Source organism: Streptomyces sp. NPDC008163 (genome assembly GCF_042956885.1).
GTDB classification, from domain to species: Bacteria; Actinomycetota; Actinomycetes; order Streptomycetales; family Streptomycetaceae; genus Streptomyces; species Streptomyces drozdowiczii_A.
This window is the reverse complement of the sequence record NZ_JBIBHG010000010.1, coordinates 119186-145143: the sequence shown is the minus strand read 5'-3', so window position 1 is coordinate 145143 and position 25958 is coordinate 119186. Positions and strand designations below refer to the sequence as shown.

Below are 25958 nucleotides of genomic sequence, written 5' to 3'. Positions count from 1 at the left end.
ATGACGCCCGAAGAGCTCCAGGCCGCCCGCGACCACGTCGTTCCCGACGTGGTCGCGGGCGGCCTGCGCGTCCTGTTCTGCGGGATCAACCCGAGCCTGACGACAGCGGCGACGGGCCACCACTTCGCCTTCCCCGGCAACCGCTTCTGGCCGGTGCTCCATCTGTCCGGCTTCACCCCGCGCCGGCTGGCCCCCGCCGAGCAGGCCCACCTGCTCGACCACGGGCTGGGCATCACCAATGTCGTCGCCAGGGCCACCGCCCGGGCCGACGAACTGTCAGCCGAGGAGTTCCGGGAGGGCGGGCGGATCCTGACCGCGAAGGTCGAACGGCTGCGCCCGCGCTGGCTGGCGGTCGTCGGCATCACGGCCTACCGCACCGCATTCGGCGAGCGCAGGGCCCGGATCGGGCCGCAGGAGCGGACGGTCGGCGGGGCCCGGGTCTGGGCGCTGCCCAACCCCAGCGGCCTCAACGCGCACTGGACGGCCGCCACCATGGCCGAGGAGTACGCGCGGCTGCGCGCGGCCGTGGAGGCCGATGGCCCTCAGGGCGGGTCGGTCTCCGTCACGACGACGCTCAGCTCGCAGCCGGAGCCGCCCTCCTCCAGATAGAGGGCGAGCGCTATCCAGCGCTCCTCGATGTACCAGAGGCGCAGGTACTCGCAGCCCGCGGCCGTGTCCGCCCAGGGCTGGGGTATCTCCTCACCGGCGAGCATCCGCTCGTGGGCGCTGAACAGACTGACCAGCTGCGGCTCGCCCCAGCGGCTGCCGAGCAGGGTGACCAGCGCCGCGTGGTCCGCGAGGCACTGGGCGCGGCGCTCCAGCCGGCCCGCCTCGTCGTCCTCCCAGACATCGTCCACGTACAGGAACGCCGTGTGGTAACCGGGACCGCTGACTCCCGAATCCGACCGGACGCGTTCCCCCGGGAAATCCCGGGTGCGCATCCCGTCGATGAGGCGGAGGTGATGTGCGGTGGTCATGCCGTCAGTAAACCTTTCCCCACTGACAATCGGGGCCCGGCTCCGTACTTTGAGATGATTTCAGCCACCTCGTTCCGGCTGCCCCGCCTCCAGTTGGCATCCACCCGACACCAACTGGGCGGTGCCCCGCAGAAGATGGCGCCGGACGTCGCACCCGGGTCCGGGGCAGCCGGAGCCGGCCCGCCGAACCCCTTCCTAACGGCTTCGCATCCCTCGGTCGCCTCCCCCCTGAGCAGCGAGTACGATCCGCCTGACATGCGCACTAGCTGGGAGGACACACCGTGGGCCGGCTGACCGGCGGGGATCCCTCGCTGCTGCGGCGGATCAATTCCGCGGTGGTACTCCATGCCCTCCGGGGTGCCTCCTCCTCGACCCTCACGGACCTGACCCGGATCACGGGGCTGTCGCGCCCGACGGTCGAGGGCGTCGTCGAAGGGCTCTTCGAGGCGGGCCTGGTCGTGGAGTGCGCTCCCGAGGGGGCCGAAACGCGCCGCCAGGGCCGTCCCGCCCGCCGATTCCGTTTCCGCGCCGAGGCCGGGCACCTGCTGGGCATCGAGATCGGCCCGCACCGCGTCTCCGCCCTGCTGTCGGGCCTGGACGGCCGGATCATCGGCGCCGGCTCCCGCGAGGTGTCGGAGACCGCCGGTGCCGACGACCGCCTCGACCGGGTCCGGGCCGTGGTCGCCGACGTGCTGCGCCGCACCGGCGTGGCCCGCAGCAGCCTGCGCGCGGTCGGCGTGGGCAGCCCGGGCATCGTGGAGGCCGACGGGACCGTACGGCTGGGCACCGCGCTGCCGGACTGGACGGGCCTGCCGCTGGGCGAACGGCTGCGGCGTTCCTTCCGCTGCCCGGTCCTCGTGGAGAACGACGCCAACGCCGCCGCCGTCGCCGAGCACTGGAAGGGCGCGGCCACGGAGTCCGACGACATCGTGTTCGTCCTGGCGGGGCTGAGCCCGGGCGCCGGTTCCCTGATCGGGGGGCGGCTGCACCGGGGGTTCGGCGGGGCGGCCGGGGAGATCGGCGCGCTGCACCTGCTCGGCCGGGACGTGACGCCGGAGCACCTGCTGTCCACGACGGACACCCCGCTGGACCCGCTGGACGAGCAGGCGGTGGCCGCGGTCTTCGCGAAGGCGCGGCACGGGGACGAGCAGGCGCGGGCCGCGGTGGAGCGGTTCATCCAGCGACTGGTGCACGACGTGGCGGCGCTGGTGCTGGCGCTCGACCCCGAGCTGGTGGTGGTCGGGGGCTGGGCCGCCGGTCTGGACGGGGTGCTGGACCCGCTGCGGAGCGAGCTGGCCCGCTACTGCCTGCGCCCGCCCCGGGTGTGCCTGTCGCTCCTCGGCGAGGCGGTGGTGGCGACCGGTGCGCTGCGGCTCGCGCTCGACCATGTCGAGGAGGAGCTGTTCGCCGTCGAGGGAACGGTGACGGCCCGCCGCTGAACGCGACGGGCCGTGGGTGCGGGCTGGTGACCGGGGTCAGGAGGCCTGGCGTTCCTGGGCCGGGTGGCTGATCTCCAGGTCGCCCGAGTCGCCGAAGGTGAGCCGGCAGGTGTCGGCCCGGTACGTCGCGACCGAGACCGCGGCCGTGCCGCCCGCGGCGAGGTAGCGGGTGGTGACCACGAGGACGGGGGCGCCGGGGAGCCGGTCCAGCTCCTTGGCGTCGTCGGCGCGGGCGGAGCCCAGCTCGACGGAGCGGTCCTGGCCGTCGAGGCCGAGGCGGTGCAGTTCGCGGACGACGTTACGGGCGCGGGCCGCGCCGGACGGGGCGTCTATCCCGGACAGCTCGGGCACCGAGGCGGACGGCACGTAGAGCAGCTCGGCGGCGACCACCTGGCCGTGGCTGGTGCGGATGCGGCGCACGATGTGCACGGGCTCCTCGGCACCGGCGTTCAGCGTCGCGGCCACGGCTGCCGGGGCGGGAGCGCTCTCGCAGTCCACCGGCTGCCAGGCGGTGTCGGCGCCGCCGTCGGTCCAGTCGTTGCGGGCGGTGGAGACGGCCACGCCCACGCGGGGCGGGGCGACCGTGGTCCCGACGCCCCGGCGGCGGTGCAGCCTGCCTTCGAGTTCGAGCTGTTCCAGGGCCTGCCGGAGCGTGGCCCGGGCGACGCCGAACCGGGCGGCGAGCTCACGCTCGTTGGGGAGGATCTCCCCCACCGCAAAGTCCGAGTCGAGTGCCTCACTGAGCACGGTCTTGAGGTGCCAGTACTTCGGCTCCTGCACCGTTTCCAGCTGCGTGGTCCCCACCCTGTCCTCCGCAATCGCCCAGCGGCTTATTCCGCGACGTTATTTATTAAAGGTTCCTGTCTTAACGTTGAGACCATAGGACGGCGCAACCCCTTGGTCAAGACCAATCCTCCGCCGGAGACCCTGTGAATGGACGGTGTGCCGCACAGCGTTCACAGGACGTTCGCGGACCGGCGCACCGCGCGCGGCCCGGTGTCCGCCTTCGGAGCCGGGCCTTCTGCCCGCGGGACCGTGGCGCCGCGCCGTCCCAGCACTCCCGAGCCGATCGCCACACCGAGGCCGACGAGGCATGACCCGGCGGCCTGGGCGAGGCCGTAGGAGCCGGTCCCGACGAGCGGGGCGGTGAGCGCCGCGGAGACGGGGATGAGGCCGGAGAAGAGGGTGGCGCGCTCGGCGCCGATGCGCTGCATGCCCATGTACCAGCAGACGAAGCCCACGACCGTCACGACGGCCGCCTGCCAGATCAGCGCCAGCGCCTCGGCCCCGGTCGGCACGTGGAGGAAGCCGCCGCCGTCGAGCACCAGGCCGAGGACCGTCGCTTCGGCCGACGCGACGGCGCACACGGTCGCGGACAGCAGCTTCGGGCCCAGCGGGCGCAGCACCGGCACCGCGATCACGGCGAAGCCCACCTCACCGGCCAGCGCGCCGACGGAGCACAGGATGCCGCTCAGGTCGGTGCGCCCCCAGCCCTGGACCGTGAACGCCCCGGCGGCGACCAGGCCCGCCGCGTACAGCACGGGCCGTGCGGGCCCGCGTCCTTCCAGCAGGGGGACGAGGACGGCGACGAGGATCGGGGCGCAGCCGACGAAGACGCCGGGAACCGCGGGTTCGGCGGAGCGTTCGGCGGCCAGGACGGCGAAGTTGAAGCCGACCATGCCGACGGCGGCGAGCAGCGCCAGGCGCCCCCACTGCCGCCTGGTGAGCAGGCGGAGGGTTGCGGCGGGGCGGGGTTCGCCGGGGCGGTGGATCAAGGGCAGCAGGAGAAGCGCCGCGAGGCCGTAGCGGAGCGCCTGGCCACCCGCGTAGGGGTAGTCGCCGAGGACGCTGTTGGCGGTGAAGGAGGCGCCGACGAGGACGCAGGCGAAGGCGGCGAGCAGGGCGCCGCGCAGGGGGGTCGCGTTCATGGGACCGACGCTAGGGAGCGCGGTGGTTCGGTTTAAGGTCCACTTCCATGACAGCTTCGGGGACCAATCCGCCTTCCGGTGGCGGCGGTCCGGACCGTGCATCCGTCTCGGCGGCCTGGGAGTTGCTGCTTCCGGTGGCGTCCGCTCCGGTGCGCGGCCGTGGCCGGGCACTCCAGTCGGCGCTGCGGGAGGCGGTCCGCTCCGGCCGTCTGGCGCCGGGGACGCGGCTGCCGTCCAGCCGTGAGCTGGCCGCCGATCTGAGGGTTTCGCGCGGTCTGGTGACCGAGGCGTACGAGCAGCTGACGGCGGAGAGCTATCTGCGCAGCGGACGCGGTGCGGGGACGTGGGTGAGCGGGTCGGCCCGGGCGGCGGCGGGCGGGGCGCGGGATCTGGCGCCGCGCGCCCTCGGGGTGCGGGTCGACTTCCGGCCCGGGACACCGGATCTCTCCCTGTTCCCGCGCAGCGCGTGGGCCGCCGCGCACCGCTCGGTGCTCGGGCGGCTGCCGCACGGCGCGCTCGGCTATCCGGATCCGCGCGGGCTGCCGGAGCTGCGGGTGGCCCTGGCCGCGCTGCTGACGCGACGGCGCGGGGTGGTCGCCGATCCGGAACGGCTGCTGGTGTGCTCCGGGGTCGCGCAGGCGACGACGCTGCTCGGGTTCGTCCTGCACGGGCGCGGGGTGCGCACGGTCGGGGTGGAGGACCCGGGAAGCCCGGAGCACACGGCGCTCTTCGCCTCCGCCGGGGTGGCGACCACCATGGTCCCGCTGGACGACGGGGGCCTGGCCCTGGAGCCGCTGAAACGTTCCGGGGTGCGGGCCGCGGTGACGACTCCGGCCCACCAGTTCCCGACCGGAGTGGCGTACTCCGCGGCTCGTCGCAGCCGGCTCCTGGAGTGGGCGCGGGAGGTGGACGGGCTGCTGATCGAGGACGACTACGACGGTGACTTCCGGTACGACCGGGCGCCGGTCGGCGCCCTCCAGGGCCTCGATCCGGAACGCGTCGCGTACACCGGCTCCGTCAGCAAGTCGCTGGCTCCAGGGCTCCGTCTCGGCTGGCTGATCGCGCCCGCGTCGATGACCGACGAGCTGGTGGAGCGGAAGCGGATGATGGACCTCGGCAACCCGTCCCTCGAACAGGCGGTGCTCGCCGACTTCGTGACCGGCGGGGGCTACGACCGCCAGCTGAGGCGCTGTCAGCGCGCCTACCGGGAGCGCCGGGACGTGCTCACACGGGCCCTGTCCGAGCACATCCCGGGCACGGAGGTGAGCGGGGTCGCGGCGGGGCTGCACGCCATCGCGCGGCTCCCCGGACGCTGGGGCCCGGACGAGGAGTTCGCCCAGCGCGCGGCGGGTGCCGGAGTCGCGGTGCGGCTGCTGCGCGAGTACGGGACGGAGCGGCCGGCGGGCGACCGCGTACGCCTCGTCCTCGGTTACGCCCACCTGGCGCCGGCCGACATCGTGCGCGGGGTGCGAGCACTGGCCGGCCTTGCCCAATAGCACTGTTGACCTGCGGTGATGACCGATTGTCAGTGGCGGGTTCTACGGTTTTTCCATGACCCGAACCGTGCAGGCCCTGGCCTACTCACGTCCCTCCGTCCTGGCCTCCTCGGGGGCCGGACAGTCGCTCGGCCTGGAGACGGCAGGCGGCTCCACACCGCATGGCGCCGAGGCGCATCCCCGGTTCTTCTCCGGGTTCCTGGCCTCGCCGCGGATAGCGGCGCGGGGGCTGCTCGCGGTCGCGGACGTCGCCGCCGCACGGTACTACCAGCGGAACCTGGCGGCCTCACTGGACCCGGTGGTGACGGGCAACGGGGACCGGCTGCGCTTTGAGTCGTTCTCCGGCTGCTGCGGGGTGTACGCGCGGCTCGATGTGCTTGGCGAGGGTCTGGAGGGCGTGGAGACGGGCCACGGCACCACCAATGTGGACGTGAACCATCCGCTGCGGGAGGCGCTGTCCCGGATGGGCGGCGACGAGCCGCTGCATCTGCGGGTGGGCCCGGACGAGATGGCGGTGACCACGACGGAGGGTGCCGTCGTGGAGAAGAAGGTGCCGCTCCCGGACCGCTGGCTGCGGGGGTTCGCGGAGGCGCAGGTGGCGTCCGCCGCCTTCGATCTGCGGGCGGAGCTCCCTGCGGCGGACGCCGTACGGTTCCTGCGATCGCTGCCCACGTCCTCGGGGGCGGCCGCGCGCGGCGCCCGGTGGGTGGTCCCCGCCGGACGGTCCCTCCGGCCCACGACCAGGCCGGTGCCCGGTGCCGTCTGCCTTCCCGGCCCGCAGCGGCTGACCGCCTTGCAACGGGTCCTGCGGTACGCGTCGGCGCTCCGTGTGTACGGGCCGCCGGCCGACGGCGCGGCCGCCGCGAGCGCCTGGGAGGTCGTGCTGCCCGGGATGCGGCTCACGCTGACGCTGTCGCCCGACGCCTCACGCGGCTTCTCCGGTGAGGGCGGGGTCCTGGAGGCGCTGGCCACGGACGACGCCGCGGCCGACGCCGAGCTGGTGTCGGTGCTCCTGGCATGGGAGCCCAGGATCGAGCCGGACCGGCTGGCGGAGCAGGCCGGCCTTCCGGTGGAGCGGGTCCGCGCCGCCCTGGTCCGGCTGGGCACGGCCGGCCGGGTGGGCTACGACCTCGCGGACGCCGCGTACTTCCACCGCGAGCTGCCGTACGACGCGGACCGCGCCGAGCGTCACAATCCCCGGCTGGTCGCGGCGCGGCGTCTGGCCCGGGAGGGGGCGGTGGTCCTGGACGGCGAGCTGGCGGCGGTGCGTTCGGGCGACCGGCGCTACCAGGTCCGTGAGCAGGCGGGGGCGCTGAGCTGCACCTGCCAGTGGTGGGCGGACTACCGGGGCCGCCGGGGCCCGTGCAAGCACGCCCTCGCGGTCCGGATGGTCCGCCGTGGCGCGGCGGTCGCCGGAGGTGCGCGATGACCACACTGCTGGACGCGGTCCGCGAGGGCCGCATGGACGACATCCGCCCCCTGCTGGCCCGGCTCGACCGAGGCGGACGCAAGGCTGCCCTCGATGAGCTGAAGGCCCTGCGCAAGGAGGCCCGTGGCTGGAGCTGGGGCGAGCGCACCCGGGTCCGCAAGGCGATCCTGGTGGCCGGTGCGGGCTGCCACACCGGGGCGGCGGGCTGCGCGACCTGGCTCGGGGCCAGGGACATGCGGGACTGGGTGCACTCGCCGTACCCGTGGGTCCTGGAGGTGCTGGGCGACCGCGAGCCGGACTGGCTCGCCGATCTCGCCCACCGGCTGGCCGCGCGCGCCGTGGAGTCGGACGCGGAGTACCGGCTGGTCGAGGAGCTGGCCCGCCGGGCGGGCTGTCCGCTGCCCGTCTCGGACGGCATGGTCGGGGCGTGGGCGGAGCGGGTCAACACCGCGCGCTGGCACGGCGGGTCCGGGAAGCCCCTGATCGACGTGTTGCGGGCGGACGCCCATCTCGACGTCCTCGTGCCGCATCTCCTGACGATGCCGGAGCTGCCCCCGGTGGTGGCGTGGGTCGACAGCGGCTCCCCCGCCGAGTACTGGCCGGCCGCGTTGAACGCCCTGGTGGCGGAGGGCCGGCTCGACCGCGCGGCCCTGCTCGACAGCTGCACCGCGCGGCTGCTGCGGGGCGGGAAGCCCACCGATCTCCGCTTCTGCCTGCTGGTCGTGCGGGGGCTGGCTCCCACCGCCGACGAGGAGGCGGCGCGGGTCGCGGACTGGATGGCGATGGCGGCCGACGGGCCCTCCCCGGTGGCCGGCCACGCCCAGGAGGTGCTGGTCCGGCTCGACGCGCAGGGGGCGCTGTCGGTCCGGCAGCTGGCGGAGGTGTCCGGTGGGGTGCTCTTCCGTACGGAGAAGAAGCTGGTGCGCGCCCAGTTGATCCACCTGGGGAAGGTGCTGCGCCGGGAGCCTTCGGCGGCGGACGAGCTGCTGCCGGTGATCGCGGACGTCTTCGGGCATCCGGACACCGACGCGCAGGAGCGGGCGCTCAAGCTGGCCGCCCGCGCCCTGCCCGCCGCGTCGCCGGAGGTCCGCGAGGAGGCGGCCGGGATGGCCTCGCTGCTGGCGCCGGTGCACCGGGAGGCGGCGCGCGCGGTGTTCGGTGACTTGTTGGAGGACGAGCCGGAGGCGGCGTACGAGGAGGTTCTCCCGCCGCCGCCCGCCCCGCGCCCTCTCGGTGCGCCGCCCGGCTCGGTGGCCGAGCTGACGGAGGAGGTGACCGCGGTCCTGCTCCGGTCGGACCGGGAGGAGGACGTCCCCGCGTTCGAACGGGCCCTGGACGGGCTCGTCCGGTACGCCCGCACGGACCGGGAGAAGCTGGTCACGGCCCTGGAGTCCGCGCTCGCCGGCCAGTGGTGGGCCTCCGAGGGCGAGGTCGAGGCCGAGTGGCGGATGTCCGGCAACAACGACGGCATGGGTGTCGTCGTGGCGGCCCTGCTCGGGCGGGTCTCGCGGCGGAGCGTGCACGACGGCCAGGCCCGCCGGACGGGTGAGGCACGCTGCTGCCACAGCGCCCTCAACGGGATTCTGTACGCCCGGCTGTGGGAGGCGGCCGCCGAGATGTGGTCGGGCAGGCTGCCGTATCTGCTGGCCACTCCCACGTGGCACACGGGCACCATCGACGCGGGGGAACTGGTCGAGCGGTTGCGCGGCTACCGCGCGCTGGGTGTGGCGGCCGGGCCGGTGGACTTCGCCCAGGCGCTCCTGAGGGTCCGGCGCACGGACGCGACGGAGGCCGCACAGCAGGCGTCCGCACTCGGCACCGAGGAGGGCGACCGCCTGGCGGAATGGCTCCTGGCCGACGAACCGGTGGCGGCCGTGGTCCCCCGCCATGTGGACACGGACGTCCGGATCGGCCGCGACTGGCTGCGGCAGACGGTGGTCAACGCGCGGCGTGCGCTGCTCACCACCAGGGAGAACCCGCTGGTCCGGCAGAAGTTTCCGCGCCCCTTCCACTGGCTCGGGAGCGCGCACTCCCCCCGGAACCAGAGCTGCTACTGCTGGACGGCGGAGTCCCCGCAGTGGGTGGCCACCCTCCCCGAGGACGGCGAGACGCTTGCGGCCTGGCTGCTGCCCTCCGTCGCCGCGTCCGTGCGCGAGGAGCGCGGCACCACCTGGCTGCTGCCCGCTCTCGCCGAGACCGGTGGGCCCGCCGCCGGGGCGATCCATCTCGCCCTGGCCTACGGGCTCGGCGCCCGGCATACGGAGGACCGGCTCGCGGCGGTGGACGCGCTCCTGGTGCTGGCGGCGCGGGAGCGGCTGGACACCGGACGGCTCGGCGGCGAGCTGGCCGTGCTGATCGAACAGGGCTCGGTCAAGCCGAACCGGCTGGCGGAGGCCGCGCGGACGGCGGCGGAGACCGGGGCGTACGGGACGGTCCTGTCCTTCCTGGTGCCGGTGCTGCCCGCACTGCTGGCGCGGGAGCGGGCGCCCCGGGGGCTGAGCGATCTCCTCGCCGTGGCGGCGGAGTGCGCGGAGCGCAGCGGGCCCCCGAAGACCGGGCCGGTCCCCGGGCTCGCGGAGACGGCCGCGCGCGGCGGGACGACCCAGCTGGTGCGGCAGGCGATACGCCTGGAGACCGCGTGCCGGGCGGGGACCGGCTGAGCCCCGTGCGCCGGGGCGCCCTGCGAAACCGATTCCGCACGCCTTCGAAACCGACGGCAGGAAGCCCGATCGCCCTTTAACCCATCGGTCACAAAGCGTTCGTGATCAGGCAACACCGTACGGTCACAGTGGGTTCATGACTGATGTGACATCCGCGAAGAGTGCCCGCCGCCCCCACCACTGGCGGCGGGACGTGATCGAACTCGCCGCGCTGTTCACGGCGGTGGCGGTCGCCGACGCGATCGCGAACCTGATCGGGCACCAGCCGGACGGCCCTTATCTGCTCGTGGCCTCGGCGGTGGCGCTGACCGCCACGGCCGCGTTCCACACCTGGTGGGCCCGGCGCCACAGCCACGCCCCGCCCCCCGCACCGGCCCCGGATACCACCGCCGCATCCGACGTCCACGACACCTCCGCCGTCCCCGGCGAGACGGTGCTGTGGCGGATGCGGACCACGGTGCGGGACGTCCCGGGGAGCCTGGCCGCGCTGTGCACGGTGCTGGCCCGGCACGGCATCGACATCCTCACGCTCCAGACGCACCCGCTGGCGCAGGGCACCGTGGACGAGTTCCTGCTGAGGGTGCCCGCGTCGCTCCCGGCCAGGGAGCTGTCCCGCGCGGTCGCCGCCGCCGGGGGAAGCTCCACCTGGACGGAGCGGGCCGACGCCCACGACCTGGTGGACGCGCCGACCCGGCTGCTCGGCCTCGCCACCCGGACCGCCCTGGATGCGGCCGAACTCCCGCTCGCCCTGCGTCAGCTGCTCGGCCGGTGCACGATCCACTCGCTGCCCGCCGTGTCGTTCACCGGGCGCGCCACCGGTGAGACCGCCCCGGTCGAAGGGGTGCTGGAGGAGACGGTGATGCGGCTGCGCGACCCGTCGGGCGGAGTCATCACCGTGGAGCGGCCGTATCTGCCGTTCACGCCCACGGAGTTCGCCCGGGCCCGTGCGCTGGTGGAGCTCGACGCCCGGCTCGGCCCCCGGGTCCCGCGCGGCGAGCAGGTGCTCAGGCTGCCCGAGGGCGACGAGATCACCGTGCGCCGGGCGGACCGCGCCGACCTCGACGCGGCAGTGGAGATGCACGGACGCTGCTCCGAGCGGACCCTGCGGCTGCGCTACCACGGCCCGGTCCGGGACGCCGACCGCTATCTGGACCACCTGCTGAGCCCCCGCTTCGGCCGCACGCTCGCCGTGCAGACGGCCTCCGGGCGGATGGTCGCCCTCGGCCACCTGCTCTGGGACGGCGACGAGACCGAGGTGGCTCTCCTGGTCGAGGACGAGTGGCAGCGGCGGGGCCTCGGCTCCGAACTGCTGGCCCGTCTCGTGGCGCTGGCCGTGGAGGCCGGCTGCGAGAACGTCTACGCCGTCACCCAGGCGTCCAACACCGGGATGGTCGCCGCCATGCGCGCGCTCTCGCTGCCGCTCGACTACCAGATCGAGGAGGGCACCCTGGTGATCACCGCACGCCTCGCGGCGACCCCGGCGCGCCCCCTGCCGCAGCTGCCGCCGTACGAGCAGGCCGAGCGCTGACCCGGGCGCCGGCCCCACCGCGTACGGAATCGCCGCCGCCCAGCGCCTGGCACAGGTCGGCCCACAGGTCCTCCACGTCCTCCAGGCCCACCGACATCCGCAGCAGCCGGTCTCCGACACCGGCGGCGTGCCGGTCTCCCTCGTCCACGATGCGGTGGCTGATGGAGGCCGGGTGCTGGATGAGGGTGTCCACGCTCCCGAGGCTGACGGCGGGGGTGATCAGCCGGACGGCCGCGATCACCTGATGCGGGTCCCCGTACACCTCGAACGAGACCATGGCGCCGCCGATCTCCGGGTAGTGCACCCGGGCCACCCGGGGGTCGGCGGAGAGCCGGCGGGCGAGCTCGGCGGCGCTCGCGGAGGCGGCCCGGACCCGCACCGGCAGGGTCGACAGGCCGCGCAGCAGCAGATAGCCGGCCATCGGGTGCAGGACCCCGCCGGTCGCGAAGCGGACCCGGCGCAGCAGGGCGGCGAACTCCTCGTCGCACGCGACGACTCCGCCCATCACGTCGCCGTGCCCGCCCAGGTACTTCGTGGCGCTGTGCAGCACGATCCGCGCCCCGAGCTCGACCGGGCGCTGCAGGACGGGCGTCGCGAAGGTGTTGTCGACCAGGAGCGGCACCGCGCCGCAGGAGTGGGCGACGGCCCGGATGTCCACCTCGGCCAAGGTCGGGTTGGCCGGGGTCTCCACGATCACCAGACCCGTGTCGGGCCGGATCGCCTCCGCGATGCCCGCCGGGTCCGTCCATGTCACCTCGGTGCCCAGCAGACCGGCGCCCAGCAGGTGGTCGCTGCACCCGTACAGCGGCCGCACGGCCACCACATGGCGCAGTCCCACGCTCGCGCGGGCGAGCAGGACGGCGGTCAGCGCGGCCATGCCGCTGGCGAACGCCACCGCGCTCGCGGTGGATTCGAGCCGGGCCAGCGCCGTTTCGAAACGGCCCGTGGTGGGGTTGTCGAGCCGTGCGTAGACCGGCGGGCCGTCCGGGCGTGCCCCGGTGGTGGCGAAGGCGTCGATCCGCTCCGCCTCCGCGCGGGAGTCGTACGAGGGGTAGGTGGTCGACAGGTCGATCGGTGCGGCGTGCAGGCCGAGGGCCGCGAGGTCGTCGCGTCCGGCGTGCACGGCTTCGGTGGCGAGCGCCCGGGACGGGGTGGTCGAGGGCTGCAGCACGGATTCGTTGTCCATGCGCGCACTCTGAACGCTCGCCGGAAGGTGCGGCCCAAAGGCCGTGCTACGTTCGCCGAATGACTGATTCCGTCGCTCTCGACACGGTCGATCTGCACATTCTGCGGCTGTTGCAGAACGACGCCCGGACCACGTACCGGGAGCTGGCGGCCGAGGTCGGCGTGGCTCCCTCGACCTGTCTGGACCGGGTGGCCCGGCTGCGCCGCACCGGGGTCATCCTCGGGCACCAGCTGCGGCTGGATCCGGCCAGGCTCGGCCGGGGTCTTGAGGCGCTGCTGTCCGTACAGGTGCGGCCGCACCGGCGGGAGCTGATCGGGCCGTTCGTGGAGCGGATCAGGTCGTTGCCGGAGTCCCGGGCCCTGTTCCATCTGACGGGTCCCGACGACTATCTGGTGCATGTGGCCGTGGCGGACACGGCGGATCTGCAACGGCTGGTGCTGGACGAGTTCACCTCGCGGCGCGAAGTGGCCCGGGTGGAGACGCGGCTGATCTTCCAGCAGTGGGAGTGCGGGCCGTTGCTTCCTCCGGTGCCGGGGGCGGCGGTTCCGGTCCCCGGTCAGGTCCGTCCTGCCGATTGATGGTGACGCGGAGGCACTCCCCGTACGAGGATGTCCACATGTCAGACTCTTCCAGCAGCGCACTGCCGCGCCAGATCGCCGACGCCTACGTCGACGCCTTCATCGAACTCGATCCGATCTCCGGCACCTATCTCGGTGTCGCGGCAAGCTCGCGCCGCCTTCCCGACTTCTCCCCCGCCGGCCAGGAACAGCTGGCCGCGCTGGCCCGGGACACCCTCGCCCGGCTGGACCGCGCGGAGCAGCTGCCCGGGGCCGCCGATGACGCCGAGCGCCGCTGCGGCCGGCTGCTGCGGGAGCGGCTGACCGCCGAACTCGCCGTGCACGAGGCGGACGAGGCGCTGCGGGCCGTCTCCAACCTCCACTCCCCCGCGCACTCGATCCGTGAGGTGTTCACGGTGACGCCGACCGAGACGGACGAGGACTGGGCGGCCGTCGTGGAGCGGCTGCGGGCCGTCCCGGCGGCGCTCGCCGGCTACCAGGAGTCCCTGGCGCTCGGTCTGGAGCGCAAGCTGTACGGCGGTCCGCGCGCCACGGCCACCTTCGTCGGACAGCTCGACGAGTGGGTCGGCGACGGTACGAACGGCTTCTTCCGGGACTTCGCGGCCGCAGGCCCGGACAGCCTGCGCACGGAGCTGGACGAGGCCGCCGCGCAGGCCACCGGCGCGCTGGACGAGCTGCGGAGGTGGATGCGCGAGGTGTACGCCCCCGGGATCGAGGGCGAGCCCGACACGGTGGGCCGCGAGCGGTACGCCCGCTGGTCGCGCTACTTCAACGGCACCGACCTGGATCTGGACGAGGCCTACGCGTACGGCTGGTCCGAATACCACCGGCTGCTCGCCGAGATGAAGACCGAGGCCGGGAAGGTGCTGCCGGGCGCGGGCCCCTGGGAGGCGCTGGCCCATCTCGATGTGCACGGCAAGCACATCGAGGGCGTGGACGAGGTCCAGGCGTGGCTCCAGGGCCTGATGGACGAGGCGATCGACGCGCTGGACGGGACGCACTTCGAGCTGGCCGAGCGGGTCCGCCGGGTGGAGTCGCGGATCGCGCCGCCGGGCGGCGCCGCCGCTCCGTACTACACGGGCCCCTCCGAGGACTTCTCGCGGCCCGGCCGCACCTGGCTGCCGACCATGGGCGAGACCCGCTTCCCGGTGTACGACCTGGTGTCCACCTGGTACCACGAGGGCGTTCCCGGCCACCACCTCCAGCTCGCCCAGTGGGCGCACGTGGCGGAGAGCCTGTCGCGCTACCAGGCGTCGATCGGCATGGTCAGCGCCAACGCCGAGGGCTGGGCGCTGTACGCGGAGCGGCTGATGGACGAGCTCGGGTTCCTGAAGGACGCCGAGGAACGGCTCGGCTATCTGGACGCGCAGATGATGCGCGCCTGCCGGGTGATCGTGGACATCGGCATGCACCTGGAGCTCGACATCCCGGCCGACTCGCCGTTCCACCCGGGTGAGCGGTGGACGCCGGAGCTGGCGCAGGAGTTCTTCGGCAATCACAGCGGCCGGCCCGCCGACTTCGTGGAGAGCGAGCTGACCCGCTATCTCTCGATGCCGGGCCAGGCGATCGGCTACAAGCTGGGCGAGCGGGCCTGGCTGCTGGGCCGGGAGAACGCCCGGGCGGCGCACGGTGACGCCTTCGACCTGAAGGCGTGGCACATGGCCGCCCTGTCCCAGGGGCCGCTGGGTCTGGACGACCTGGTGGACGAGCTGTCGAAGCTCTGACCGGGTGCGGCCGGTCCCGGGGTGCCGTCCCCGGGACCGGCCGCCGTCAGCAGCCGCAGTCGTCCGTACCGGCCGGTGCGGTCAGCGGGTCCGCGTCGCGCCTGCCCTCGCCCTCCCAGGTCTCGTACGCGAATCCCTCGCGCGCCCAGTACTCGAAGCCGCCGAGCATCTCCTTGACCCGGTAGCCGAGCCGGGCCAGGGCGAGGGCGGCGCGGGTGGCGCCGTTGCAGCCGGGGCCCCAGCAGTACGTGACGACCGGCACGGCCGGGTCGAGGAGCCGGGGCGCCTGCTCGGCGATGAGCGCCGTCGGCAGGTGCAGGGCGCCCGGGATGTGCCCCTGGTCCCAGGACTCGGTGGACCGCGAGTCGAGCAGGACGAAGCCGGGATCGCCGTCGGCGGCGAGGGCCGCCGCGACGTCCGAGACGTCGGCGTGGAAGGCGAGCGAGGCTCCGAAGTAGGCGACGGCAGCGGCCGGTTCGGCGGGAGGGACGCTCAGGACGGGGTGGGCGGCGAGGACGCCGGGCTGGGGAGTCATGCCGGAAAATCTATGAGCGGCGCCGCCGGTCCGGAAGGCTGGATCCCCGGCAGCGGGGTTGATCCGCCGGGGATTCCACGGTTCTCTGTGCGGATGAGCGACTATTCCCCGGACGCCACCGACTGGCGCATTCTCGACGTGCTGCAACGCGAGGGCCGTGCCTCGTTCGCGGAGCTGGCGCGGGCGGTGGCCATGTCGCCGAGCGCCGTGACGGAGCGGGTCCGCCGCCTTGAGGAGGCCGGGGTGATCAGCGGTTACGCGGCCGTGGTCGATCCGGAACGGCTCGGGCTGCCGATTCTCGCCTTCGTACGGCTGCGCTATCCGAACGGCAACTACAAGCCGTTCCACGATCTGTTGGAGACGACGCCGGAGATCGTGGAGGCCCATCACGTCACCGGCGACGACTGCTTCGTGCTCAAGGTGACGGCCCGCTCGATGAGCCATCTGGAGACCGTCTCCGGGAAGATCGGCGCGCTCGGCTCCGTCACCACCAGCGTCGTCTACTCCTCGCCGCTGCCGGGGCGGCCGATCAGTCGCTGAGCCCGTCCGCCCCGGCCCGGAGCCGCACGGCCGACCCGTGCCGCTCCTTCACCACCTCCAGCTGTGCGGGGATGCGGCGGCGCAGGTCGGCGACATGGCTGACGATGCCGACGCTGCGGTCCCGTTCGCGCAGCGAGTCGAGCACGTCGAGCACTTCGTCCAGCGTCTGGTCGTCCAGGCTGCCGAACCCCTCGTCGATGAACAGGGTGTCCAGCCGTACGCCTCCGGCCTCGTCGGTGACGACGTCGGCGAGGCCGAGCGCCAGGGCGAGCGAGGCGAAGAACGTCTCGCCGCCGGAGAGCGTGGCGGTGTCGCGCTCGCGGCCGGTCCAGGCGTCGATGACGTGCAGGCCGAGCCCCGCCCGGCGGCCCCCGGTGCGGGCGTCGGAGTGGACGAGCTGGTAGCGGCCCGAGGACATCCGCTGCAACCGGGCGGTGGCCGCCGCCGCGACCTGTTCCAGCCGGGCCGCCAGCACGTACGACTCCAGCCGCATCTTGCGCGCGTTGTCCGCCGAGGTGCCGGCGGTGAGCCCGGCGAGCCGGGCGACGCGTTCGTACTCCTCGCGCACCGGTCCGAGGGCGCGGACCTCGTCCGCCACGCGGCGGGAGAGCCTGGCGAGTTCGGTACGGCGTTCCCGCGCCGCGTCGAGGCGGGCGCCGGCCTCGCGCAGCGCGCGCTCGGCCCGGTCGAAGCGCTCCCGGGCCGCTTCCGGCGCGGCGGGCGGGCGCTGCGCGGCGTCCCGGGCGCCGGTCTCGGCGAGCCGGTCGGCGACTGCGGCGGCCTCGGCCTGCCAGGCGTCGACGCGGTGCTGGAGCGTCCGCTGCGCCGCGTCGTCCAGCAGGGTCGCGGCGGCGGCCTCCGGCGTCTCGAACCCGGCCCGGAAGGCGGCGTCCGCGAGCCGGTCGTCGGCCTCCTTGAGCCGTGCCGCCGCGCTCTCCTCCTCACGCACGGCCCCGCCCGCCCCGGCGAGCAGGGCGACCCGCCGCTGAAGCACGGCGGCGTGCTCGGCCACGCTCGAGTGCCCGCCGCGCGCCCGGTCCAGCACCGCGTCGATGTCCGACTGCTCCCGGTCCAGCGACTCGCGCCGCGAGGTCCGCGCGGCACCCCGCTGCCCGACCCGCTGCAGCTCCTCGGCCCGCCGCCGCTGTTCCCGCTCGGCCCCGGCGAGCGCCTCCCGCGCGGAGAGCGCCCCGGCGGCCAGCCGGTACGCCTCGGCGTGCGCGGCGGCGAGCCGGTCCACGAGTTCGGCGAGCTCTCCGACGGTGGGGTCGCCGCCGGCCGCCGCGCCCCGGGGCGACTCGGCGCCCCCCGGCCGGACGCCGGTGCCGGAGGCCGAGGCGGATGCGGCTTCGTGGGTCCCTCCACGGACACCGCTGCCGGAGGCCGAGCTCGCATCGGCAGCCGGAGCCGGGGCGGCCGCGCCACCTGCCGGGGCGTCGGCGTCCGGAAGGTTCTCCGCATCGGCGGCGGTCCCCGCCGCCTCCGCGCGGGCCGTCGCGTGGCGTTCGCGCAGCAGCGCCAGGGACTGTTCCGCCGTGGCGCGGGCGCGCTCCGCCTCGCGGTGGGCGCGTTCGGCGGATTCCTCCGCCGCGCGGTCCACGTGGCCGTCGCCCGGGCGGGCCGGGGACGGGTGGGCCGTCGCGCCGCAGACCGCGCAGGGGGTGCCGTCGGCCAGCTGGGCGGCGAGTTCGGCCGCGATGTCGCGCAGGCGGCGCTCGCGCAGGTCGAGCCGGTGTTCGTGGGCGGCGGCGGCGTGTTCCCGGGCGTCGGTCAGCGCGTGCCCGGCCGTGGCCACCTCGGCGGCCAGCGCGTCGCGGCGGCGGGCCGCGTCCAGACGGCGGCGGGCCGGGTCGAGGCGGCGGGCCAGGAGTTCGGTGCGGGTGGCGGCTTCGAGGGCGGCGTCCAGGCGGGCCTGGAGGTCCTGCCGGGTGGTCTCCCAGCCGGCGAGCCAGTCCTCCGCTTCCCGGACCAGCTCCTCGTCGGCCCCGGCCTGTCGGTCCAGGGCAGCGCGCTCCTCGGCGATCCCGGCGGCCCGCTGCTCGGCGCGCCGGGCGGATTCGAGGCCGCCCAGGTCCTCGCGGAGCCGGTGCTCCAGGGCGGCCAGCTGCTCGGCGCCCGCGTCGGACAGGGGCTCGGGCAGCCGGGCCCGGGCCCGGTCCCGCTCCTCGCGGGCCCGCCGGTACGCCCGCTCCGCCGCCTCGCGCAGGTCGAGCGCGGGGCCGACGAGGTCCGCCTTGCGGGCGCGCGCGAGGCGGTCCCGCGCCTCGTCGCAGGCGGCTCGGCCGGCCTCCACGGCGTCGGCGCGGCGCCGGGTCTCGGCGTACCGCTGCTGGAGCGCGGCGAGCTCCCGTTCGGCCTCCAGGGCGATGCGCGCGGCCTCGTGCCGGAGCTCCGCCGTGGCCAGGACCGACGCGGCGATGTCGCAGCGTTCGCCGGCGCCGCTGCGGGCAATGGCGGCCCAGCCGAGGACCGCGTCCGCCAGGCCGGGCTCGCCGGGCTGGGCGTCCGGCAGCGGGCACTCGTGGGCGGCGGGTCCGGCGGCCTGGGCGATGCGCTGGGCGAGCCCGAGGATCTGGTCGTCACCGGCCTTGACCTGGGCCTCGGCCGTCCGGCGCAGTTCGGCGAGGCGCTCCTCGACGGCCGCGAAGCGGCGGGTGTCGAAGAGCCGGCCGAGGAGCCGGCCGCGCGCCTCCGCGTCGGCGCGCAGGAAGCGGGCGAAGTCGCCCTGGGGCAGCAGGACCACCTGGCAGAACTGTTCGCGGCTCATGCCGACGAGCTGGGTGATCTCCTCGCCGATCTCCTGGTGCGACCGGCTGAGCGCCCGCCAGCCGTCCTCGGGGTCGTACTCGCGCAGCCAGCTCTGCGCCTTCTCCGTGGTGTGGCCGCCGCCCCGCTTCTTGGGGCGGGGCTGGGCGGGGCGCCGGGTGATCTCCAGGCGGCGCCCGCCGACGGTGAGGTCGAGCAGGACCTCCGTCGGCAGGTCCGCCGGGGCGTGGTCGCTGCGCAGCGAGGTGCCGGGGCCCTGCCGGGCGCCGGGCACCGCGCCGTACAGGGCGTAGCAGACGGCGTCCAGGACGGAGGTCTTGCCGGCCCCGGTCGGCCCGTGGAGCAGGAAGAGCCCGGCGGTGGAGAGCGCGTCGAAGTCGATCTCCTGGAGGGCGCCGAAGGGGCCGAACGCGGTGACGCGGAGGGTGTGGAGCCTCACCGGTTCACCTCGCGCACGCCGTCGTCCACCCGGACGTGGTCGAAGGCGCCCCGCAGCACCGCCCGCTCCTGCTCGTCGGTCCCCCAGCCGCCGCGCACATGGGCCACGAAGTCCTCCGCGATGGTCTGGTCGTCGCGGCCGCGCAGGCGGCGGGCGTAGGTGAGGTCCGGGTCGTCGGGTGCCCGGTCCGGTTCGAAGACGAGGGCGAGGGTGTGCGGGAAGCGCTCGGTGAGCCGGGCCATGGGGTCGGCGGGGCGGACCGGGTCGGTGAGGGTGGCCTCCACCCAGGCGTCCTCGTGGCAGTCGAGCGCGGGGTCGTCGAGCAGGTCGTCCAGCCGGCCGTGGAGCCGGGCGAGGCGGCGGGGCACCGGGCAGTCGATCCGTTCGCCGGTGACCGTCCCGGACGCGTCCAGGTCGATGAGCCACATGGTCTTGCGGTGGGTGGCCTCGGAGAACGAGTAGGCGAGCGGGGAGCCGGAGTAGCGGACGCGGTCGGTGACGGCCTGGCAGCCGTGGAGGTGGCCGAGCGCCGCGTAGTCGACGCCGTCGAAAACCCCGGCCGGGACGGCGGCGACGCCGCCGACGGTGATGTCGCGCTCGCTGTCGCTGGGCTCGCCGCCGGCGACGAAGGCGTGGGCGAGGACGACGGACCGGGTGGTGTCCGGGCGGGCGGCGAGGTCGGCGCGGACGCGGTCCATCGCGGCGGTGAGCACGGCCTCGTGCCCGGCACGCTCGGCCTTGAAGACGTCCTTGACCAGTGCCGGTTCCAGGTAGGGCAGCCCGTAGAACGCCACGTCGCCGTGTGCGTCGGGGATGACGACGGGCGTGCCGCAGTGCGCGGGGTCGGTGCGCAGGTGGATGCCGGCCCGGCCGATGAGCCCGGCGCCGACACCGAGGCGGCGGGCGGAGTCGTGGTTTCCGGAGATCATCACCGTGGGCACCCCGGCGGCGGCGAGCCGGTGCAGCGCGTCGTCGAAGAGCTGCACCGCGCTGAGCGGGGGCACCGCCCTGTCGTACACGTCACCCGCCACGACGACGACGTCGACCTCGTGGGCGGCGACGGTGGCGACCAGGTGGTCGAGGTAGGCGGCCTGGGCGTCGAACAGGGGGACCCGGTGGAAGGACCGGCCGAGGTGCCAGTCCGATGTGTGCAGAATCCTCAAGACCCGGCTCCGGTCCGCATGCGCTTCCTCCGCCCCTGTGCTCTCACGCCCCACAGTCTCCCATCCCGGCGGGGAGCCACGGCCGCAACCGGGAAGTTCCGCCCGGCCGCGACGGGCGCCGAGACCTTCCGCCCGCGGCCGCGTCACGCGTCGTCGTACGCCTCGCCGCCCAGCTCCATCCGCGCCTCGCCCGCCGTCGCGTCGGCGAGCCAGCGGCCGAACGCCTCGACGTCGGCGTCCGGCAGCGCGATCTCGATGGTCACGTCGGCCGCGTACCGGACCTCGCGCACCGTCCGTCCGGTGGCGCGCAGTTCGTTCTCCAGCCGGCCCGCCCGCTGGTGTCCGACGGTGACCGTGGCGAGGCGGAAGCGGCGGCGGGTGCGGGTGCCGAGTGCGTCGAGGGCTTCGCCGACCACTCCCCCGTACGCCCTGATCAGGCCTCCGGCGCCGAGCTTCACACCGCCGTAGTAGCGGGTGACGACGGCGACGGCGTAGCAGACCTCGCGGCGGGTGAGCATCTGGAGCATCGGGACTCCGGCGGTGCCGCCGGGCTCGCCGTCGTCGCTCGCCTTCTGCACGGAGGCGTCGGCGCCGATCACGTACGCGTAGCAGTTGTGCGTGGCGGTCGGGTGCTCCCTGCGGACGCGGGCGATGAACTCCTGCGCCTCCTCCTCCGTGGCCGCCGGGGCGAGCGCGCAGATGAAGCGGGACCGGTTGATCTCGCTCTCGTGCACGCCCGCGCGGGCGACGGTCCGGTACTCCTCCTGCATCCCGCCACCCTATGCGCACCTGCGGGAATGGCCGGGGCGGGCCGCCGGTTGTGCGGTTCATGTACGCAGACGCGGAGACGATCCGCAGGATCCTGGAAGACACCGGCGACACCTGGGCGGTGGTCGGCCTGTCCAGCAACCGTTCGCGCGCGGCCTACGGGGTCGCCGAGGTGCTTCAGCGCTTCGGCAAGCGCGTGGTCCCGGTGCATCCGAAGGCCGAGCGGGTGCACGGCGAGGAGGGGTACGCCTCGCTGGCGGACATCCCGTTCCCGGTGGACGTGGTCGACGTCTTCGTCAACAGCGAGCTGGCGGGGGCGGTGGCCGACGAGGCGGTCGCCAAGGGTGCCCGGGCCGTCTGGTTCCAGCTCGGTGTGGTGGACGAGCAGGCGTACGGACGCACCCGGGCGGCCGGCCTGGACATGGTGATGGACCGCTGCCCCGCCATCGAGATCCCGAGGCTCGGGGCCTAGCTCGGGGCCTGGGAGGCGTCCGGGGCGCGGACGCCCAGGCCGTCGAGGATCACCGCGCCCGGCAGGGCGCCCAGCGCCTTGCCGGTCACGATGAGCTTGCCCCGGCGCGAGCCGCTGCCGATGAGGACCCACTCCTCGTCCACGACGGCGGAGTCGATCAGCAGCGGCCAGGCGGCGGGGAGCCCGATGGGGGTGATGCCGCCGTACTCCATGCCGGTCTCGCCCACCGCCGTGTCCATCGAGGCGAAGCGCGCCTTGCGCAGGCCGAGGTGCTTGCGGGCGACCCCGTTCACATCGACGCGGGAGTGCGAGAGGACCAGGCAGGCGGCGAGGGTGACGTCGGTGCCCCGCTTCCCGGAGAGCACGACGCAGTTCGCCGAGTGGTCCAGCAGGTCGGCCCCGTGATGGGCGACGAAGGCCGCGGTGTCGGCGATCTCCGGGTCGGTGTCGACGTGCAGGACCTGGTCGGACGCGATGCCGCCCCAGCCCGTGCGCACCGCCTCGGCCACCGGGGCGGTGAGCAGGTCCTGACGGTCGACGGCGGGGCTGGCGTTCTCGAAGGAACCGATGGGTGCGCGCATACGCGTCACGCTAACAGCGCCGTACGCGGGGCTGTGCGCCGTCTCATCTGACGGGCGGAACGCTTACGGCCATGGTGAGTTCGACCGGTTCGGCGCCCTCGTTGAGGTAGGCGTGCGGATGGTGCGCCTCGAAGGTGGCGGAGGTGCCGGCACCCATCTCGTAGGGGGTGTCGGCGACGACGAGCGTGAGCGTTCCGGCGGTGACGTGGAGGAGTTCGACCGTGCCCTCGGGGTGCGGGTCGGAGCGGCTGCCCTCGCCGGGCATCAGCCGCCAGCAACAGAGTTCGAACGGGCCCCGGGCGTCCGTGCCGACCAGGAGCGTGGTCGAGCTGCCCGCGTCGGTGGACCAGAGGCGGACGGTCTGCTCGGGCGGGACCAGACGGACCGGGGAGCCCTGTTCGTAGTCGAGCAGGGTGGTGATGCTGACGCCGAGCGCGTCGGCGAGCTTGACCGTGGTGCCGACGCTCGGATTGGTGCGGGCCTGCTCGATCTGGATGATCATGCCGCGGCTGACTCCGGCACGGGCCGCCAACTGGTCCAGGGTGAAGCCGCGTTCACCGCGCCAGCGCTTGAGATTGCGCGCGAGGGACTGGGTCAGCTGATCGAGGTCAGTCACATTCCGTCCAATATTCTGTATGACACGGTCCAGCATCCTGCACTACGGTGCGGTGTACCCACCTGTTCGCCGCACTGTACTGCGAGGCCCCCCATGACCGCGTTGTTCGCCCTGGCCACCAGTCTCCTGTGGGGGCTGGCCGACTTCGGGGGCGGCCTGCTGACCCGCCGTACGCCCGCGCTCACCGTGGTCGTGGTCTCGCAGATCATCACGGCGGCGGTGCTGGGCGTGATCGTGACCGCCACGGGCGGCTGGAGCGAGGCGGGGCCCCGGCTCTGGTACGCGGTCGCGGCGGGGGTCGTCGGACCGGTGGCGATGCTCTGCTTCTACCAGGCGCTCGCGCTCGGCCCCATGGGTGTGGTCTCCCCGCTCGGCTCGCTCGGCGTGGCCGTGCCGGTGGGCGTCGGGCTGATCGCCGGGGAGCGCCCGGACCTCCTCCAGGGCGCCGGGGTCGCGGTGGCCGTCGTGGGCGTCGTACTGGCGGGCGGCCCGCAGCTGCGCGGGGCGCCGGTGCAGCGGCGGGCGGTCCTGCTGACCCTGGTGGCGGCCTTCGGCTTCGGGGGCGTGATGTCGCTGATCGCCCATGCGTCGACCACGGTGACCGGGCTGTTCCTCGCCCTGTTCGTGCAGCGCGTCACCAACGTGGCGGTGGGCGGCGGGGCGTTGTACGTCTCCGTGCGGCGCGGCGGCCGGGCACTGCCCGAGGACGGGGGCGCGGCGGTGGTCCGGGCGGCGCTGCCGGCGCTGGCGTTCGTCGGCCTCGCGGACGTCGCGGCCAACGGCACGTACTCCATCGCCGCCCAGCACGGCCCGGTCACCGTCGCCGCCGTGCTCGCCTCGCTCTATCCGGTGGTGACGGCGCTGGCCGCGCGCGGATTCCTGAACGAGCGGCTGCGGGGCGTGCAGGCGGCGGGCGCGGGGCTGGCCCTGGTGGGCACGGTGCTGCTCGCGACGGGGTAGGGCCTGCCTTCAGCCCTCGTCGAGCTGCGCCACGGCGAGGAGTTGTTCCGGGGTGACGCCCTCGGGGATCGGGACCGGGGCCGGTGTCCGCAGGGGCGGCTGCCAGCCCTTCTCCGGGTCCCAGCCGCGTACGACACGGGCGGGCGCTCCGGCCACCACCGCCCGGTCGGGGACCTCGCCCCGGACCACCGCCCCGGCGGCCACGACGACGTTGCGGCCGAGGCGGGCGCCGGGCAGGATCACCGCGCCGGTACCGATCCAGCAGCCGGGGCCGATGGAGACGGGCTCCATCCGGGGCCACTGCTTGCCGACCGGCTGGTGCGGGTCGTCGTAGCTGTGGTTGGTCGAGGTGATGTACACGTACGGGCCGCAGTACGTGTCCGAGCCGATGGTCACCGTCGTGTCGGCGACGACATGGCTGCCCCGGCCGAGGACGACCCCGTCGCCCAGGGTGAGGATCGGGTCGGGCCCGAGGTCCAGGTCGGGCATGAGGCCCGCGGTGAGCGTGACCTGTTCGCCGATGATGCAGTGGTCGCCGAGCCGGATCCACGGCTCCCCGAAGACCGTGCCCTGCGGGAACGCCAGCCGCGTGCCCTCACCGATCCGGGCGAACCGCAGCCCTCCGGGGTGCGCGGCGGTGACCGCGCCCGCCTCGCGCGCCCAGCGCCAGCAGCGGTGGACGATCCCGGACAGGGCGCGCCGCCGCCAGGCGGTCAGGGCGGCGAGCGGATTCCGGTTCTTCGGCACGCGCTCACCGTAAGCCGTGCCCACCGGACGGGCGGCGGGACCGGCCTGTGATCTTCACCCCAACAGGGGGCGGCGCCGTCGCGTCGCATACGGTTTCCCCGGCGGCGACCGACGCCACCGGAGCACGGAGGAACGGGCCATGGCGGAGCAGGCGATGATCATGGGCATCGGTGGCAAGGAGCCCGCCATCGACGCGGAGGCGTTCACCGCCCCGACGTCGGTGGCGATCGGCGACATCACCATGGCGGCGGGCTCCAGCCTCTGGTACCAGGCGGTGCTGCGTGCGGACTGCGGGCCCATCGTGATCGGCGCGGACTCCAACATCCAGGACAACTGCAGCGTCCACGTCGACCCGGGCTTCGCGGTGACGGTCGGCGAGCGGGTCTCGGTCGGCCACAACGCGGTCCTGCACGGCTGCACCATCGAGGACGACGTCCTCATCGGCATGGGGGCCACCGTCCTCAACGGCGCCCACATCGGCGCGGGCTCCCTGGTCGCGGCGCAGGCCCTCGTACCGCAGGGGATGCGGGTGCCGCCGGGGTCGCTGGTCGCGGGCGTCCCGGCGAAGGTGAAGCGGGAGCTGACCGAGGAGGAGCTGGAGGGCGTCCGCTTCAACGCGGTGGGTTACGTGGAGCTGGCCAAGGCCCACCGCGAAGCCTGCGAGGGCTGAGGCCCGCCGGCTCAGTCCGCGACCGGCACGGTCCCCGGTTCCGGCTCGGTGGCGGCCGCGGCGGAGTGCGCGGCGGCGGCCTTCTTGGCGCGGTTCTTCAGGACCAGCATGGAGGCGAGGCCGATCAGGACCGCGATGGCCAGGCCCAGGTAGGAGAACCGCTTGAGCCATGCCTCGGCGACGACGCCCACCGAGTAGATGACGGCCGTGGTGCCGCCCGCCCAGGCGATCCCGCCGAGCACGTTGGCGATGAGGAACTTCCAGTACGGCATGTGCAGCACACCGGCCAGCGGACCGGCGAAGATGCGCAGCAGGGCGACGAAGCGGCCGAAGAAGACGGCCCACATGCCCCACTTCTGGAAGGACCGCTCGGCCATGGCGATATGGCTCTCGCCGAAGTGCTTGGGGAACTTGCCCCCGAGCCAGGCCAGCAGCGGGCGTCCGCCCTTGCGGCCGATGGCGTAGCCGATGGAGTCCCCGATCACGGCTCCGGCGGTGGCGCAGGCGCCCAGGATCCAGGGGTTGATGCCGTCGTGGCTCGCGGCCAGCAGCGCGGCGCTGACCAGGACGATCTCGCCGGGCAGCGGGATGCCCAGGCTCTCCAGCCCGATGACGGCGCCCACCAGGATGTAGACGCTGATCGCGGGGACGGTCTCCAGCCACTCCTGGATGTGCAACGCCGTTTCCTTACGTGTGATGTCCTGTCGCCCGCCGGACACTCATCGGCGCACCGCCGGGAAGCCTACCCTCAGCCTC

General features: G+C 74.4%; 24 protein-coding genes. 12 read left to right on the top strand and 12 right to left on the bottom strand.

Annotated elements, in window-relative coordinates; translation table 11 throughout:
* Positions 1-609: a G/U mismatch-specific DNA glycosylase gene (gene mug, locus ACFZAT_RS22630; protein ID WP_391266280.1), complete on the top strand. Its 609-nt coding sequence runs from the start codon at positions 1-3 to the stop codon at positions 607-609.
* Here mug and ACFZAT_RS22625 read toward each other — a convergent pair.
* Positions 543-977: a hypothetical protein gene (locus ACFZAT_RS22625; RefSeq protein ID WP_391266279.1), complete on the bottom strand. Its 435-nt coding sequence runs from the start codon at positions 975-977 to the stop codon at positions 543-545. The two genes, mug and ACFZAT_RS22625, sit on opposite strands and share 67 nt — an antisense overlap.
* Before the next feature lie 281 nt (positions 978-1258).
* Between ACFZAT_RS22625 and ACFZAT_RS22620 the strand changes: the two genes are divergently transcribed.
* A complete protein-coding gene (locus tag ACFZAT_RS22620) occupies positions 1259-2416 on the top strand; it encodes an ROK family protein (RefSeq protein WP_391266278.1) in 1158 nt (385 codons plus the stop codon).
* A gap of 36 nt (positions 2417-2452) precedes the next feature.
* On the opposite strand, the gene ACFZAT_RS22615 is transcribed toward ACFZAT_RS22620, so the two are convergent.
* A complete protein-coding gene (locus ACFZAT_RS22615; protein WP_391266276.1) occupies positions 2453-3220 on the bottom strand; it encodes a GntR family transcriptional regulator in 768 nt (255 codons plus the stop codon).
* Between the two features lie 152 nt (positions 3221-3372).
* Positions 3373-4344, bottom strand: a complete 972-nt coding sequence (locus ACFZAT_RS22610) for an EamA family transporter (protein ID WP_391266272.1) — start codon at positions 4342-4344, stop codon at positions 3373-3375.
* Positions 4345-4391: 47 nt separating this feature from the next.
* Between ACFZAT_RS22610 and ACFZAT_RS22605 the strand changes: the two genes are divergently transcribed.
* The 4 genes from ACFZAT_RS22605 (at position 4392) to ACFZAT_RS22590 (ending at position 11457) form a co-directional block, all read left to right on the top strand.
* Entirely contained in the window at positions 4392-5840 is a 1449-nt protein-coding gene (locus ACFZAT_RS22605; RefSeq protein WP_391266269.1) for an aminotransferase class I/II-fold pyridoxal phosphate-dependent enzyme, read from the top strand.
* Between the two features lie 55 nt (positions 5841-5895).
* Positions 5896-7269 (top strand): SWIM zinc finger family protein, encoded by a 1374-nt coding sequence (locus ACFZAT_RS22600; protein WP_391266267.1) that lies wholly within the window; start codon positions 5896-5898, stop codon positions 7267-7269.
* A complete protein-coding gene (locus ACFZAT_RS22595) occupies positions 7266-9929 on the top strand; it encodes a DUF6493 family protein (protein WP_391266264.1) in 2664 nt (887 codons plus the stop codon). The genes ACFZAT_RS22600 and ACFZAT_RS22595 overlap by 4 nt, the downstream gene beginning before the upstream one ends.
* A gap of 136 nt (positions 9930-10065) precedes the next feature.
* On the top strand, positions 10066-11457 hold the full coding sequence (locus ACFZAT_RS22590; protein WP_391266263.1) for a GNAT family N-acetyltransferase: 1392 nt from the start codon (positions 10066-10068) through the stop codon (positions 11455-11457).
* Here ACFZAT_RS22590 and ACFZAT_RS22585 read toward each other — a convergent pair.
* Positions 11384-12643, bottom strand: coding sequence for a PLP-dependent transferase (locus ACFZAT_RS22585; RefSeq protein WP_391266261.1), 1260 nt, complete (start codon positions 12641-12643; stop codon positions 11384-11386). The genes ACFZAT_RS22590 and ACFZAT_RS22585 overlap by 74 nt on opposite strands.
* A 59-nt stretch (positions 12644-12702) precedes the next feature.
* Here ACFZAT_RS22585 and ACFZAT_RS22580 point away from each other — a divergent pair, with 59 nt between their 5' ends.
* Positions 12703-13221, top strand: a complete 519-nt coding sequence (locus ACFZAT_RS22580) for an AsnC family transcriptional regulator (RefSeq protein WP_391266260.1) — start codon at positions 12703-12705, stop codon at positions 13219-13221.
* A gap of 38 nt (positions 13222-13259) precedes the next feature.
* The gene (locus ACFZAT_RS22575; protein WP_391266258.1) at positions 13260-14945 is read left to right on the top strand and encodes a DUF885 family protein; all 1686 of its coding nucleotides are present in this window, start codon (positions 13260-13262) and stop codon (positions 14943-14945) included.
* A gap of 46 nt (positions 14946-14991) precedes the next feature.
* Here the strand turns inward: ACFZAT_RS22575 and ACFZAT_RS22570 are convergent, their stop codons facing one another.
* A complete protein-coding gene (locus ACFZAT_RS22570) occupies positions 14992-15480 on the bottom strand; it encodes a rhodanese-like domain-containing protein (RefSeq protein WP_391266255.1) in 489 nt (162 codons plus the stop codon).
* 93 nt (positions 15481-15573) lie between these two features.
* On the opposite strand from ACFZAT_RS22570, the gene ACFZAT_RS22565 reads away from it, so the two are divergent.
* The gene (locus ACFZAT_RS22565) at positions 15574-16020 is read left to right on the top strand and encodes an Lrp/AsnC family transcriptional regulator (RefSeq protein WP_018105190.1); all 447 of its coding nucleotides are present in this window, start codon (positions 15574-15576) and stop codon (positions 16018-16020) included.
* On the opposite strand, the gene ACFZAT_RS22560 is transcribed toward ACFZAT_RS22565, so the two are convergent.
* The 3 genes from ACFZAT_RS22560 to ACFZAT_RS22550 all read right to left on the bottom strand — a co-directional run bounded on the left by ACFZAT_RS22560 (position 16010) and on the right by ACFZAT_RS22550 (position 21158).
* On the bottom strand, positions 16010-19225 hold the full coding sequence (locus ACFZAT_RS22560; RefSeq protein WP_391266253.1) for an AAA family ATPase: 3216 nt from the start codon (positions 19223-19225) through the stop codon (positions 16010-16012). The two genes, ACFZAT_RS22565 and ACFZAT_RS22560, sit on opposite strands and share 11 nt — an antisense overlap.
* Positions 19222-20388 carry an exonuclease SbcCD subunit D C-terminal domain-containing protein gene (locus ACFZAT_RS22555; RefSeq protein WP_391266251.1) on the bottom strand — a complete coding sequence of 389 codons (1167 nt, stop codon included), beginning with the start codon at positions 20386-20388 and terminating at the stop codon, positions 19222-19224. The genes ACFZAT_RS22560 and ACFZAT_RS22555 overlap by 4 nt, the downstream gene beginning before the upstream one ends.
* Positions 20389-20531: 143 nt before the next feature.
* Entirely contained in the window at positions 20532-21158 is a 627-nt protein-coding gene (locus ACFZAT_RS22550; RefSeq protein WP_391266250.1) for a YigZ family protein, read from the bottom strand.
* 59 nt (positions 21159-21217) lie between these two features.
* On the opposite strand from ACFZAT_RS22550, the gene ACFZAT_RS22545 reads away from it, so the two are divergent.
* Complete coding sequence (locus tag ACFZAT_RS22545; protein ID WP_391266249.1) at positions 21218-21628, top strand: CoA-binding protein; 411 nt, start codon at positions 21218-21220, stop codon at positions 21626-21628.
* On the opposite strand, the gene ACFZAT_RS22540 is transcribed toward ACFZAT_RS22545, so the two are convergent.
* Positions 21625-22209 carry a YbaK/EbsC family protein gene (locus tag ACFZAT_RS22540; protein WP_391266248.1) on the bottom strand — a complete coding sequence of 195 codons (585 nt, stop codon included), beginning with the start codon at positions 22207-22209 and terminating at the stop codon, positions 21625-21627. The two genes, ACFZAT_RS22545 and ACFZAT_RS22540, sit on opposite strands and share 4 nt — an antisense overlap.
* A 43-nt stretch (positions 22210-22252) precedes the next feature.
* A complete protein-coding gene (locus tag ACFZAT_RS22535; protein WP_391266246.1) occupies positions 22253-22825 on the bottom strand; it encodes a cupin domain-containing protein in 573 nt (190 codons plus the stop codon).
* A 93-nt stretch (positions 22826-22918) separates the two neighbouring features.
* Here ACFZAT_RS22535 and ACFZAT_RS22530 point away from each other — a divergent pair, with 93 nt between their 5' ends.
* Positions 22919-23785: an EamA family transporter gene (locus ACFZAT_RS22530; RefSeq protein ID WP_391266244.1), complete on the top strand. Its 867-nt coding sequence runs from the start codon at positions 22919-22921 to the stop codon at positions 23783-23785.
* A gap of 9 nt (positions 23786-23794) precedes the next feature.
* On the opposite strand, the gene ACFZAT_RS22525 is transcribed toward ACFZAT_RS22530, so the two are convergent.
* A complete protein-coding gene (locus ACFZAT_RS22525) occupies positions 23795-24532 on the bottom strand; it encodes a DapH/DapD/GlmU-related protein (RefSeq protein ID WP_391266242.1) in 738 nt (245 codons plus the stop codon).
* 139 nt (positions 24533-24671) lie between these two features.
* Between ACFZAT_RS22525 and ACFZAT_RS22520 the strand changes: the two genes are divergently transcribed.
* On the top strand, positions 24672-25202 hold the full coding sequence (locus tag ACFZAT_RS22520; RefSeq protein WP_391266241.1) for a DapH/DapD/GlmU-related protein: 531 nt from the start codon (positions 24672-24674) through the stop codon (positions 25200-25202).
* 11 nt (positions 25203-25213) lie between these two features.
* Here the strand turns inward: ACFZAT_RS22520 and ACFZAT_RS22515 are convergent, their stop codons facing one another.
* Complete coding sequence (locus ACFZAT_RS22515; RefSeq protein ID WP_391266240.1) at positions 25214-25879, bottom strand: VTT domain-containing protein; 666 nt, start codon at positions 25877-25879, stop codon at positions 25214-25216.
* Between the last annotated feature and the right edge of the window lie 79 nt (positions 25880-25958).

Bases quoted from the DNA above. Each gene is read 5' to 3' on its own strand.
- ACFZAT_RS22575 (WP_391266258.1), top strand. From the start codon at position 13,260: ATGTCAGACTCTTCCAGCAGCGCACTGCCGCGCCAGATCGCCGACGCC.
- ACFZAT_RS22565 (WP_018105190.1), top strand. From the start codon at position 15,574: ATGAGCGACTATTCCCCGGACGCCACCGACTGGCGCATTCTCGACGTG.
- ACFZAT_RS22550 (WP_391266250.1), bottom strand. From the start codon at position 21,158: ATGCAGGAGGAGTACCGGACCGTCGCCCGCGCGGGCGTGCACGAGAGC.
- ACFZAT_RS22530 (WP_391266244.1), top strand. From the start codon at position 22,919: ATGACCGCGTTGTTCGCCCTGGCCACCAGTCTCCTGTGGGGGCTGGCC.
- ACFZAT_RS22590 (WP_391266263.1), top strand. From the start codon at position 10,066: ATGACTGATGTGACATCCGCGAAGAGTGCCCGCCGCCCCCACCACTGG.
- ACFZAT_RS22570 (WP_391266255.1), bottom strand. From the start codon at position 15,480: ATGACTCCCCAGCCCGGCGTCCTCGCCGCCCACCCCGTCCTGAGCGTC.
- mug (WP_391266280.1), top strand. From the start codon at position 1: ATGACGCCCGAAGAGCTCCAGGCCGCCCGCGACCACGTCGTTCCCGAC.
- ACFZAT_RS22520 (WP_391266241.1), top strand. From the start codon at position 24,672: ATGGCGGAGCAGGCGATGATCATGGGCATCGGTGGCAAGGAGCCCGCC.
- ACFZAT_RS22595 (WP_391266264.1), top strand. From the start codon at position 7,266: ATGACCACACTGCTGGACGCGGTCCGCGAGGGCCGCATGGACGACATC.
- ACFZAT_RS22610 (WP_391266272.1), bottom strand. From the start codon at position 4,344: ATGAACGCGACCCCCCTGCGCGGCGCCCTGCTCGCCGCCTTCGCCTGC.
- ACFZAT_RS22605 (WP_391266269.1), top strand. From the start codon at position 4,392: ATGACAGCTTCGGGGACCAATCCGCCTTCCGGTGGCGGCGGTCCGGAC.
- ACFZAT_RS22580 (WP_391266260.1), top strand. From the start codon at position 12,703: ATGACTGATTCCGTCGCTCTCGACACGGTCGATCTGCACATTCTGCGG.
- ACFZAT_RS22600 (WP_391266267.1), top strand. From the start codon at position 5,896: ATGACCCGAACCGTGCAGGCCCTGGCCTACTCACGTCCCTCCGTCCTG.
- ACFZAT_RS22540 (WP_391266248.1), bottom strand. From the start codon at position 22,209: ATGCGCGCACCCATCGGTTCCTTCGAGAACGCCAGCCCCGCCGTCGAC.
- ACFZAT_RS22585 (WP_391266261.1), bottom strand. From the start codon at position 12,643: ATGGACAACGAATCCGTGCTGCAGCCCTCGACCACCCCGTCCCGGGCG.
- ACFZAT_RS22545 (WP_391266249.1), top strand. From the start codon at position 21,218: ATGTACGCAGACGCGGAGACGATCCGCAGGATCCTGGAAGACACCGGC.
- ACFZAT_RS22625 (WP_391266279.1), bottom strand. From the start codon at position 977: ATGACCACCGCACATCACCTCCGCCTCATCGACGGGATGCGCACCCGG.